Source organism: Chryseobacterium sp. JV274 (assembly GCF_903969135.1).
In the GTDB taxonomy this organism is placed as follows: domain Bacteria; phylum Bacteroidota; class Bacteroidia; order Flavobacteriales; family Weeksellaceae; genus Chryseobacterium.
The window spans coordinates 2,432,032-2,444,127 of the sequence record NZ_LR824569.1; the positions used below are offsets into that span (position 1 = coordinate 2,432,032).

At 36.3% G+C, this 12,096-nt stretch carries 12 protein-coding genes; 9 read left to right on the forward strand and 3 right to left on the reverse strand.

Features of this window, described 5'->3' with window-relative positions:
- The first annotated feature begins 282 nt into the window (after positions 1-282).
- Genes CHRYMOREF3P_RS11310 through pyk form a run of 5 tightly spaced genes read left to right on the forward strand, consistent with a single transcriptional unit; the run spans position 283 to position 4,464 of the window.
- The gene (locus CHRYMOREF3P_RS11310; RefSeq protein WP_002976354.1) at positions 283-522 is read left to right on the forward strand and encodes an acyl carrier protein; all 240 of its coding nucleotides are present in this window, start codon (positions 283-285) and stop codon (positions 520-522) included.
- 34 nt (positions 523-556) lie between these two features.
- On the forward strand, positions 557-1,801 hold the full coding sequence (gene fabF, locus CHRYMOREF3P_RS11315; protein WP_180564664.1) for a beta-ketoacyl-ACP synthase II: 1,245 nt from the start codon (positions 557-559) through the stop codon (positions 1,799-1,801).
- A 9-nt stretch (positions 1,802-1,810) separates the two neighbouring features.
- Positions 1,811-2,575, forward strand: a complete 765-nt coding sequence (rnc, locus tag CHRYMOREF3P_RS11320; RefSeq protein ID WP_077418880.1) for a ribonuclease III — start codon at positions 1,811-1,813, stop codon at positions 2,573-2,575.
- Positions 2,553-3,026 carry an IPExxxVDY family protein gene (locus CHRYMOREF3P_RS11325; protein ID WP_047386079.1) on the forward strand — a complete coding sequence of 158 codons (474 nt, stop codon included), beginning with the start codon at positions 2,553-2,555 and terminating at the stop codon, positions 3,024-3,026. The genes rnc and CHRYMOREF3P_RS11325 overlap by 23 nt, the downstream gene beginning before the upstream one ends.
- Positions 3,019-4,464: a pyruvate kinase gene (pyk, locus tag CHRYMOREF3P_RS11330; RefSeq protein WP_077419354.1), complete on the forward strand. Its 1,446-nt coding sequence runs from the start codon at positions 3,019-3,021 to the stop codon at positions 4,462-4,464. The genes CHRYMOREF3P_RS11325 and pyk overlap by 8 nt, the downstream gene beginning before the upstream one ends.
- Before the next feature lie 174 nt (positions 4,465-4,638).
- On the opposite strand, the gene CHRYMOREF3P_RS11335 is transcribed toward pyk, so the two are convergent.
- From CHRYMOREF3P_RS11335 to hutI, 3 genes are all read right to left on the reverse strand, one after another.
- Positions 4,639-5,931 (reverse strand): aldehyde dehydrogenase family protein, encoded by a 1,293-nt coding sequence (locus CHRYMOREF3P_RS11335; RefSeq protein WP_180564665.1) that lies wholly within the window; start codon positions 5,929-5,931, stop codon positions 4,639-4,641.
- A 136-nt stretch (positions 5,932-6,067) separates the two neighbouring features.
- Entirely contained in the window at positions 6,068-6,988 is a 921-nt protein-coding gene (gene hutG / locus CHRYMOREF3P_RS11340) for a formimidoylglutamase (protein WP_077419353.1), read from the reverse strand.
- A 357-nt stretch (positions 6,989-7,345) separates the two neighbouring features.
- Positions 7,346-8,569 carry an imidazolonepropionase gene (hutI, locus tag CHRYMOREF3P_RS11345; protein WP_180564666.1) on the reverse strand — a complete coding sequence of 408 codons (1,224 nt, stop codon included), beginning with the start codon at positions 8,567-8,569 and terminating at the stop codon, positions 7,346-7,348.
- A gap of 259 nt (positions 8,570-8,828) precedes the next feature.
- Here hutI and ruvB point away from each other — a divergent pair, with 259 nt between their 5' ends.
- Genes ruvB through coaE form a run of 4 tightly spaced genes read left to right on the forward strand, consistent with a single transcriptional unit; the run spans position 8,829 to position 12,031 of the window.
- Positions 8,829-9,851, forward strand: coding sequence for a Holliday junction branch migration DNA helicase RuvB (gene ruvB / locus CHRYMOREF3P_RS11350; RefSeq protein WP_047425136.1), 1,023 nt, complete (start codon positions 8,829-8,831; stop codon positions 9,849-9,851).
- A 49-nt stretch (positions 9,852-9,900) separates the two neighbouring features.
- A complete protein-coding gene (locus CHRYMOREF3P_RS11355; protein WP_077418877.1) occupies positions 9,901-10,512 on the forward strand; it encodes an FMN-binding negative transcriptional regulator in 612 nt (203 codons plus the stop codon).
- Positions 10,513-10,525: 13 nt separating this feature from the next.
- Complete coding sequence (locus CHRYMOREF3P_RS11360; RefSeq protein ID WP_077418876.1) at positions 10,526-11,392, forward strand: MBL fold metallo-hydrolase; 867 nt, start codon at positions 10,526-10,528, stop codon at positions 11,390-11,392.
- 9 nt (positions 11,393-11,401) lie between these two features.
- Positions 11,402-12,031 (forward strand): dephospho-CoA kinase, encoded by a 630-nt coding sequence (gene coaE, locus CHRYMOREF3P_RS11365; RefSeq protein ID WP_077418875.1) that lies wholly within the window; start codon positions 11,402-11,404, stop codon positions 12,029-12,031.
- Positions 12,032-12,096 lie beyond the last annotated feature (65 nt).

The window sequence follows — 12,096 nt, forward strand, 5'->3', positions numbered from 1 at the left end:
AAATTTCTTACTAATTCCAAATACAAAAACTAATACAAAGTGTTACGATTTCTGCTATCACTTTCATATTATAAAAAGGTATCCTTTGAAATACTTCCAGCTTATTTGAATTTGAAATCTAGCACTCAATACATAACAAATTATAACCTACTGAAAACTAAAAGACTAAAGCGACACAATTTAAAATGAAAGCTTCTCGTCCACAAAAAAGGCTAAAAAAATGTTTTATCGTAAAGAATTTTATATATTTGCACCATCTAACAATTAAAAAAATAATTTACTATGTCAGACATTGCATCAAGAGTAAAAGCTATCATCGCGGATAAGCTTGACGTTGAAGAAACAGAAGTAACTCCTGAAGCTAGCTTCACTAACGATTTAGGAGCTGATTCACTAGATACAGTTGAGTTAATCATGGAATTTGAAAAAGAATTTAATATTCAGATCCCTGATGACCAAGCTGAAAAAATTACTACTGTAGGGCACGCTATCGCTTACATCGAAGAAGTAGTAAATAAATAATATTCTTCAACAAAAAAGAAATTAAACAAAGTTTATGGAATTAAAAAGAGTAGTTGTAACCGGATTTGGAGCAATAACACCAATAGGAAATAATGCAAAAGAATACTGGGAAAATCTTGTAAAAGGTGAGAGCGGTGCCGCTCCGATTACTCTTTTTGATGCCACAAACTTTAAAACGAAGTTCGCTTGCGAAGTGAAAAATTTCGATCCGTTACAGCATTTCGACAAGAAAGAGTCTAAAAAAATGGACCGAAACACTCAATTGGGGCTTGTTGCTGCCAGAGAAGCAGTAGCACATTCTGGAATTATTGAAGACAATGTAGATAAAAACAGAGTTGGAGTAATCTGGGGTTCCGGAATCGGAGGATTAGAGACTTTTGAAACTGAAGTGTTAGGATGGGCCAATACGGAAATTCCGAGATTCAACCCGTTCTTTATTCCGAAAATGATTGCGGATATCACTCCAGGACATATCTCTATTGAGTATGGTTTCCACGGACCTAATTACACTACCGTATCTGCATGTGCATCTTCAGCAAATGCTATAATTGATTCCAAAATGCTGATCCAATTGGGAAAAGCAGACGTGATTGTGTGCGGAGGCTCTGAAGCAGCCGTTACAGCAAGTGGTGTCGGTGGATTTAATGCAATGATGGCACTTTCGACAAGAAATGATGATCCTAAAACAGCTTCAAGACCTTTTGACAAAGACAGAGATGGATTTGTATTAGGTGAAGGGGCAGGATGTATTATTCTTGAAGAATATGAGCACGCTGTAAAACGTGGTGCTACAATTTACGCAGAATTATTAGGAGGAGGTCTAAGTGCTGATGCACATCACATGACTGCTCCTCACCCTGAAGGCCTTGGTGCTTATCTGGTAATGAAGAGTTGCCTGGAAGATGCAGGTTTAACTGCTGATGAAGTAGATCATATCAATATGCATGGTACTTCTACTCCATTAGGAGACATCGCAGAATCCAATGCAATCTCAAGATTATTAGGCGAGCATGCTTACGACATTCAGATTAATTCTACAAAATCAATGACAGGCCACCTTCTTGGTGCTGCAGGTGTTATTGAAGCTATCGCTGCATTGGGAACTATTATTCATGGTACTGTTCCTCCTACCATCAACCATTTTACTGATGATGAAAATATTGACAGCAGACTAAACTTTACGTTTAGCACAGCTGTGAAGAAAGATGTAAAAGTAGCCATGAGCAATACTTTTGGATTTGGCGGGCATAACGCTTGCGTTCTATTTAAGAAAATCTAAATTCAATGAATGGAGTTACAGAAATACTTTTCTAAATTCCTTCTCAAAAAAAGAAAAAGACAATTAACGGAGAGAGAGTATTTTCTCAGTACCGAGCTTAAAAAAGTGTTAGGTACAGAGGTACAGAATATAGCTCTTTACCGCGAAGCTTTTTCTTTGAAAAATTCTTCTAAAAATCAAGACAGCAACTACGAAAGGCTTGAATTTTTGGGAGATTCTGTTTTGGGTACAATTATTTCTTGTCATTTGTTCCAGACCTATCCTCAGGCTAATGAGGGATATCTGACCCAAATGAAATCTAAGATTGTTAATAGGAAAAACCTCAATAAATTAGGCGAAGACCTTAAGCTTACCAACCTTTTGCAAAAGCAAAACAGTTCTTCTGCTTTGGGCGAGAATATCTCCGGAAATTTATTCGAAGCCCTAATTGGTGCCGTTTATTTAGACTTCCATTATGATACCTGTAAAAGGATTATTTTGGAAAAATTGCTGACCCCTTCTGAAATCAATAAGCTTGAAAACAAAATTGTAAGCTATAAAGGTCTACTGCTCGAATGGAGCCAAAAGAAGAAGGTCAATATAAAATACGAAACCTGCGAAGAAATACAAGCTAATAAATCTGTGGTATTCCGATGTCACGTGTGGCTGGGTGAAGGAAAAATTGCTAATGCAACAGAAACTTCCAAGAAAAAAGCAGAGGAAAAGGCAGCACAAAGGGCATTTTATATTTTAAATAAAAAAGAAAATATACTTGGAAATTCAAAAACTTTATGATCTTGATGATATAGAATTTGAAGATATTACCATAGGATTGGTAAGATTAGCAAAAGATGTACCTGCTCATGAGTTTTTTTACAAAATAAATCAAGCCAACAATCTCAGCTTTTCACGAAAAAAAGATCTTGTCTTTCATGGAGGATATTATGATTATTTTTTTCCACGATTTGAGGCCTATCACAAGTTTTCCAGGACCTGTTTTACCTTTATTTCAAATAAATCTTCTGAAAGTAAGCAAAAAAAAGTTCAGACAGAACTCTTTACAGAAGAAGAAAACATTAAATTTTTATTAAATAATCAGGTAGATGTGGAATATATTCTGCATAGTTCGGAACAGTTTCCTGATTTTTCCGTAATTTTGCTCCCTGAAAATCTTGTGTTTCCAATTCAAGATTATACACTGAGTTCTGATGAAGAACTTTATCAAATTATCCAGTATTATGAATAAGTATTTAAAGAAGACAAAAATTATCGCAACACTAGGGCCTGCTTCGTCATCGAAGGAGGTAATGTTAGATTTAATGAAAGCGGGTGTTGATATTTTCAGAATAAATTTTTCCCATGCAGATTACGACTTAGTTCGAAACAATATTGAAATAATTAGAGAGCTAAACAGCGAGTATGGTTATTCAGTAGGAATCCTGGGAGATCTTCAAGGGCCAAAGCTGAGAGTGGGAGTTGTAAAGGAAGGATCTTACCTGAATCCAGGTGATATTCTTACTTTTACCAATGAAAAGATGGAGGGAGATTCCACTAAGGTGTATATGACTTACCAACAGTTTCCACAAGATGTAAAAGTAGGAGAAAGAATCCTTATTGATGATGGAAAACTAATGCTGGAAGTTATCGAAACCAATGAAATAGATACTGTAAAAGCAAAAACCATTCAAGGAGGTCCGTTAAGTTCTAAAAAAGGAGTGAACCTACCTAATACGAATGTATCTCTTCCTGCATTGACAGAAAAAGATATTCAGGATGCCAATTTCATGCTTGACATGGAGGTTGACTGGATTGCCTTATCATTTGTTCGTCATGCTCAGGATATTATCGACTTGAAGGAGCTTATCAAAGCGCATCCAAATGGTAAATTCAAGACTCCGATTATTGCGAAGATTGAAAAGCCTGAAGGCGTTAAAAATATTGAGGAAATCCTTCTTGAATGTGATGGATTAATGGTAGCTCGTGGGGATCTTGGAGTAGAAGTTCCAATGGAAGAAGTTCCTGCGATCCAGAAAAACCTGGTAGAAAAAGCAAGATTCTATTCTAAGCCGGTGATTATCGCTACCCAGATGATGGAGACCATGATCAACAGTTTGACACCAACAAGAGCAGAAGTAAATGACGTTGCCAACTCTGTATTGGACGGAGCTGATGCAGTAATGCTTTCCGGAGAAACTTCTGTAGGCAGATATCCGGTACAGGTAGTGGAAAATATGGCTAAAATCGTAAAGAATATCGAGACCACTCATTTTTACCAACACAAAAATGAGCCAATCGAAAAAGATTATAACTGTATTGATGAGAGATTCATTACAAACAGGGTTTGTCTTGCAGCGGTAAGAATTGCTAAAACAACAAACGTTTCTGCTATTGTGACGCTTACTCACTCTGGTTACACTGCTTTCCAGCTTGCAGCACACAGACCAAACTCTCATATCATTGTATATAGTGGTAACAAAAGAGTGATTACCATGCTGAACCTTCTTTGGGGTGTTCACGCATACTATTATGATATGAAGAAATCTACTGATGAAACAATCATCCAGGTAAATATGCTGACTCATAACTACGGTTATATTGAAACCGGAGACTTTGTAATCAATATCAATGCTACTCCATCATACGAAGGTGGAAAAACGAATACGCTGAGATTGACGACAGTATAAGCAAAATTACTTTTGTAAAAAACATATAAAAAACTCCTGGAAATGATTTCCGGGAGTTTTTTTTGTTTATAGTGTAAAGTCTACTCTTAACTTATAAATGTTCGTTTGCCATTCTGAACAAAACGGAGTGAAGTGAAAAATCTCTGAGATTCCTCGGAATGACATTTACACATCTTAATTACCTACAATAGTCTTAGCTGTCACGAATTCTTTTAAAGCCAACAGGGATAATTCTGTTCCATATCCTGAAGCTTTTGATCCTCCAAACGGAAAACGCGGATCAGAGCTTGTCATTCTGTTGATATTGACTGTTCCTGATTCAAGGTTTTCAATGAAGAATAATTGGCGGTCTTTATTTTTTGTCCATACAGAATTGGAAAGCCCAAAAGGAATATCATTAGCCATTTGTAAGGCTTCTTCATCATTTTTTGCAATCATAACCATACCAAGAGGTCCGAAAAGCTCTTCCTTTAAAATTGGATTTCCTTCCTGAACTCTGATTAAGCCTGGCTTAAATTCATTTTCTGAAATTCTTTCCAGAGGAATAATGATTTCTGCACCATTTTCCAACGCTCTGTTGAATTGAGCTTCCAACTCATCAGCCAGGTCAGGTCTTGCCATTCCTGCCAATTTGGTTTCTTTATCTAAGGGATCTCCAATTTCATATTTTTTATATTCTTCAATGAATATAGGGAGAAACTCATTTTCGATTTTTTCGTCAATGATAAATCTTTTAGCCGCAGTACAGGTTTGTCCACAGTTTTGAAGTCTGGATTTTACTCCAGCTTTTGCTGCTGCTTCCAGATCTGCATCATCAAAAATGATAAATGCATCACTTCCACCTAATTCAAGCAAAGATTTTTTGATATTTAAACCAGCTATTGACGCTACTTCACCGCCGGCTTTTCCACTTCCTGTAAGACTTACCCCTCTTACAGCATCATGCTCAAGAATTTCCTTTACTGCTTTGTGTCCTACTTCAAGATTCTGGAAAACACCTTCCGGAAAACCTGCTTCCAAAAGAACATCTTCAATTGCATTTCCGCTTCCGAAACAAATTGAAGCATGCTTCAAAACAATTGTATTTCCAGCTAAAATTGCAGGAGTAGCAAATCTCAATACCTGCCAAAAAGGAAAATTCCATGGCATTACTCCTAAAATCACTCCTTTCGGAGCGTAATGAACTTCAGAATAAGCAAATTCAGATTCTACTTTTTCTGGTTTTAAAATATTATCAGCAGCGGCATAATAATTCATCATTAAAGCACACTTTTCCACTTCAGCTATTGATTCTGAAATGGGCTTATTCATTTCTGTTGTAATTATTCTACCAAATCTCTCTGAATTATTCTTTAAAATTTCTGCTGCTTTTGCAATTAACTTCTGCCTTTCCTCAAACGGCACTTTTCTCCACACTGAAAACGCTTTATCTGCTTTAATAAGCTTGCTTTCAATTAATTGTTCCATAATATAAATCTGTTTTAAATTCAGCTAATGAATTTATGAGCGCTTTTGTTTTAAAAGCACGGTGAAATCAGCAAATTTCATTCCTTAAGGGTCAATAAAATAATGATTTTCTCTATCGGAAGAATATAGCTTTATCTTAAATCATTAGCCATTCATTCACAAGACATGCTGCCAGTCTTGCTGTTCGGTCCTGGATATCGAAAGAAGGATTAACTTCCGCTACATCCATTGCAACCAATTTTTTATTTTTTAAGATATGCCTGTAAAAATGCATAAAGGTTGGATCCGCAAAGATTCCGTTGTACGCTGCAGCCGAAACTCCTGGAGCGACAGATGCATTAAAGACATCCATACAAATTGTAAGATAGGCATAATCTACCGTATCCAATAATTCGTCAATACGCTGATAGATTGATGGAAGGTTTTCAAAAAACAGTTCATCAGCCAGAATATATTTCATTCCATACTGATGAGCAGTATCAAAAAGCTTCAGTGTATTGGAGTTTCTCTGAATTCCAATATGCAGAGAATTGATAGGACCTTCCTGAGCAATCTGCCAGAATCCGGTTCCTGAGCTTGCCCCTACTCCTTTTTCCGGCTGTCTGTTATCAAAATGGGCATCAAGATTAATAATCCCTATTTTTTGCTCCGGAAAAGCTGTTTTGACTCCTAAATAATGAGCATATGTAACCTCATGGCCTCCACCCAATACAAGGGATTTTCCGCCTTTTAAAAGTACTTTTGAAACATTTTTAGCAAGATTGTTCTGCGTATTTTCCAGATTACCATCGTCACAAGTAATATTCCCAAAATCCAGCATTGAAAAGTCAGGAAGAATCACCGGAAAATTGGACATGTTTTTTCTGATTACATCAGGTGCGTCCTTAGCTCCCTGACGGCCTTTATTTCGCCTTACTCCTTCATCTACAGCAAAACCATGCAGTACGAAGTCATCCGTTGCGATATTATCGTAGTTACGTTCTTCTTTTACTCTTTGAAATATTCTGTGATGGAGAAGTTCTTCTCCGTCCAATCTGCCTTGCCAAATATTACTCATCATTAATAATTTCAATTTGTATATTGTTTCTTTAAAGTTCAATCAAATCAAACTATTTTTAATTGTTATCCCAGTTTTTTTATTGTTTACTTTTTCTAATCAAGGAAGCGTATACACTTTTCATTATTTGAAAAATACAAAATATGATCATGAAAAAAAAGTAAAAAGATAATAGTACTATCGCTAGAAAAGCTATAAAAAGAAATCCAGAATAAAATATTTCTAAAAACTGTTTTTCCCCTTCGATCAAATTCCTATAATTCCAAAAAGACTGCAAAAAAGTAATCACATTTAAAGATACTATGAGTAGTACCAAATAAATTATCAAATTTTTAATAGCTTTCAAAATAGTAAATTTTATATTGAAATCCCATCAATATAAACATGTTCCGCATTCAAGCTTCCTTGATTATACAGTACATTTTGGAAGTTATTGGTTTTGAAAGTGACAAAATCTGCTTTTTTCCCTGTTTTCAACTGTCCTCTATCCTCAAGATTAAGGGCATAAGCTGCACGGAAAGTCATTCCTGCCAACACTTCAGCAGTGGTCAGTTTCTGGAAAGTGGCTAAGATAGAAGCCTGGGTAATTAAATTTCCCATCGGCGCTGATCCAGGATTCCAGTCACTTGCAATCGCTACAATAGCTCCTGCATCTAATAATTTTCTTGCAGGAGTAAATTTTTCTCCTAGTCCTAAGCTTGCTCCGGGAAGTGCTGTTGCTACGGTATCAGACTTAGCCAAAAAATCGATATCCTCATCAATAGTTGCTTCTAAATGGTCTGCAGATGCAGCTCCCACCTCTACTGCAATTCTTGAGCTTCCTGGCGTAAACTGATCTGCATGAACGGTAATCTCAAAACCTAATGCTTTTGCTTTAAGCAAGAATTCTTTACTTTCTTCAGGCTGGAATGCAGACTTTTCGATAAAGATGTCTACTCTATTCGCCAATTCTTCTTCTTTTACTTTTGGTAAAATTTCAGTAATGATATACTCAAGATATTCAGGATTGCTTCCTTGAAAGTCTCTAGGCTTTAAATGAGCCGAAAGACAGGTAGGAACTAAAGTAGCTTTAGTTTCATTCTGTGCTTTTTTAATAATTCTAAGCATCTTCAGCTCATTTTCTATATCCAGTCCGTAGCCGCTCTTCACTTCAATAGTGGTAATTCCTAAATCAACCAAAAAGTTGATTCTTTCTATTAAAGTTTTCAGCAATTCTTCTTCTGATGCATTTCTTGTATGCTGCACAGAACTCCAGATTCCACCACCGCTTTCAGCGATTTCCAGATAGGTTTTCCCTGCATTACGCATCGCAAAATCATTGGCACGGTTTCCTCCGAAACAGATATGGGTATGTGAATCTACAAAAGCAGGAAGAACAATCTGCTCTCCCTCGATGTTTTCGATTTCTATGGTAGGATTTTCTGCTTTTAATGTTTCAAAATTTCCAACTTTATGAATGATATTCTGTTCTACTACAATTCCTCCGTCTACAATAATTTCAAGTTGTTCATCGGAAAGTTTTCCTCTTAATGGTAAGTTAGCAAGCGTTACCACCTGCTTAAATGGTCCTATTAATTTCATGAGTTTAAAGTTAATACTAATATTCAGATTGAGGCTGATTCATTTATTATCAACACCTGTCTTCTAAACAATCAAAATTTCAATAATTTTTATCAATAATTTCTCCTCTCAAAAATACTTAAAATATCCCAATTATTTAAATCTTAGCTGTTCTCATTTTTAACCTTAGCGTAAACTCAGCATCAATCTTAACCTTTTCTCAATCTGCCCTTCAACCTTAGTCTAAATTTGCTATCTTTGAGGTAAATGAAATGAATTAATGCCAGATTTTTTACATCCAGATAAGGAAAACTACTCACGCGAGGAGCTGATGCAGGAAGAACAGATCCGTCCCCAGAGCTTTAAAGATTTTGCGGGGCAGAGAAAAACGCTGGAGAACCTTGAAGTTTTTGTTACCGCTGCGAAAAGACGCGGAGGAGCATTAGATCATGTCTTATTGCATGGTCCGCCGGGACTTGGTAAAACCACTTTAGCCAATATTATTGCCAATGAGCTTGGAGTGAACTGTAAGATTACTTCTGGTCCTGTATTGGATAAACCCGGAAGTTTAGCTGGTTTATTAACAAATCTGGAAGAAAATGATGTCCTTTTCATTGATGAAATTCACCGTCTTTCTCCTGTTGTAGAGGAATATCTGTATTCCGCAATGGAAGATTATAAGATTGACATCATGCTGGAAACAGGTCCTAATGCCAGAAGTGTGCAGATTGGGCTGAATCCTTTTACTCTGGTGGGAGCAACTACAAGAAGCGGAATGCTTACCAAACCTATGCTTGCCCGATTCGGGATTCAAAGCAGACTGGAGTATTATTCTATTGAACTTTTGTCTACGATTATCCAACGAAGTGCAAGGGTTCTGGGAGTTGTTATTTACGAAGATGCAGCGATAGAAATTGCTAGAAGAAGTCGTGGAACCCCAAGGATTGCCAATGCATTATTGAGAAGGGTACGTGATTTCGCGGAGATCAAAGGGAACGGTGAAATTGAGATCAATATTACAAAATATGCGCTGAACTCTCTCAATGTGGATGAATTTGGATTGGATGAAATGGATAATAAGATCATGCGTGTTATGATTGAAAATTTTAAAGGAAAACCAGTTGGTATTTCTGCTTTGGCCACCTCTATTGCTGAAAATCCTGAAACACTGGAAGAAGTTTATGAGCCATTTTTGATTCAGGAAGGATTTATTATCAGAACTCCGAGAGGAAGAGAAGTTACTGACAAAGCTTACAAACATTTAAATATTACCAGACCTAAAAATCCGGGTGAACTTTTTTAGTTCAAAGATTCAAGGTTTAAGGTTTAGGTTAATGAGAGTTTATTAGTTTATGTTTATACCCAAATTATACAGAAGCGAAGATTACAATTTGATGAGAGAGATTATCAAAGAAAATTCTTTTGCTTTATTGATTTCTTCTGTTGACAAGATCCGGGCGACCCATGCTATGATGATGTTAAATGAAGATGATCCGGAAAATGCTTATATTGAAACTCATATTTCGAGAGCTAACCCACAGGCGAAAACCTTAAAAAACGGAGATGAGGCTCTTTGTGATTTTTTAGGAGCCCACACTTACATATCCAGCAGCTGGTACGATCATATTAATGTTTCCACCTGGAATTATGAAGCAGTACAGATCTATGGAAAGATTGAACTGATGAATCATGATGAGCTTTATGCTCATTTGGATAAATTAACTTCCAAATATGAAAAAATTCAGCAATGCCCGATGATGGTGAAGGATATGGGAAAAGAATTCGTGGAAAAGGAAATGAAGGGTGCTTTTGGCATTAAAATAATTCCTAACGAAATATTTATCAAGCAAAAACTTTCTCAGAACAGAAAAGAGACTGATTATGAAAATATTATCAATCATCTTGAGGGTTCTGATGATAACGCAAAAAAAATTGCGGAGAAAATGAAAGCAATAAAAAAATAATCAAAATATACATATGAAGTTATATCCAATACAATGTGGAAAATTTAAACTGGACGGCGGTGCTATGTTCGGAGTCGTCCCGAAGAGTCTGTGGGAAAAAACAAACCCGGCAGACGAAAAAAACTTAATCGAACTGGGAACACGTTCCCTGCTTATTGAAGACGGAAAAAAACTAATCCTGGTAGACTGCGGTCTTGGAAATAAACAGGATGATAAATTTTTCGGGCATTATTCTCTTTTTGGAGATGATACTCTTGATAAAAATCTAAAGAAATACGGTTTTATAAAGGAGGATATTACGGATGTATTCCTTACCCACCTTCACTTCGATCACTGTGGTGGTGCTATAGAATGGAATGATGACAGAACCGGATACAGGCCCGCTTTCAAAAATGCTAATTTCTGGACTAATGAAAATCACTGGCAATGGGCAACAGAACCTAATGCGAGAGAAAAAGCAAGTTTCCTGAAGGAAAATATTATGCCGATACAGGAAAGTGGCCAGCTTAATTTTTTACCGCTTCCTACTACCGGAAATTACGGTTTTGCTCCTGATCTGAAGATGGATGTCATCTTTGTGGATGGACATACAGAAAAACAAATGCTTCCGGTCATTCAATACCAGGAAAAAACAGTCGTTTTTGCTGCAGATCTTATTCCTACAGCAGGACATATCAACCAGGTATATGTGATGGGGTATGATACCAGACCTCTTTTAACATTGGAAGAAAAGGGAAAATTCCTAAAGCAGTGTGTAGATAACGAATATTTATTATTCTTTGAACATGATGCTCATAATGAGCTGGCAAGTCTTAAAATGACCGACAAAGGGGTAAGACTTGATGAGACGTTTACCTTTAATGATGTTTTTGGATATTAATTTTAAATCATGGAAGAATTACATTCAGAAACACAACAGGCTGAACCGGAACCAGCACCCAAGATCATAGGTTTAACAGGCGGAATTGGCTCTGGAAAAACTACAGTAGCCCGCTTTATAGAGGAATTCGGATTTCCGGTTTATTATTCCGATGAAAGAGCAAAGGCAATCGTCAATGAGAATGAAGATCTGAAAATAAAGATCAAGGAACTTCTTGGCGAAGAATCTTATGATGAAAATGGATTGTATGACAGAAAATTCGTTGCCAGTAAGGTTTTCAACAATAGTGATATTCTCGAGCAATTAAATGAAATCATACACCCTGCTGTACGAATTGATTTTGAAGATTGGGTAAGTAGGCAAAGCAAATATTTGGTTTTCAAAGAAACTGCATTATTGTTTGAACTAAAACTTAACAGACAATGTTATAAATCTCTTTTGGTAACAGCTGAGGATAATATCAGGGCTAAAAGAGTAATGGATAGAGATAATAAAACCTATCGTGAAGTAGAGGCTGTTATGGAAAAACAGATGCCTGAAAGGGATAAAATTAAAATGGCAGATTGTATCATCTACAACAATACCAATCTGCAAGAATTAAAAGAACAGACCGAAAAAGTAATCTTTGCCATTGAATAGAAATATTCCTAAAGATTATTTTCTCGCTTAAAAATAAAAAAGCCCTCATTTTTTTGAGGGCTTTT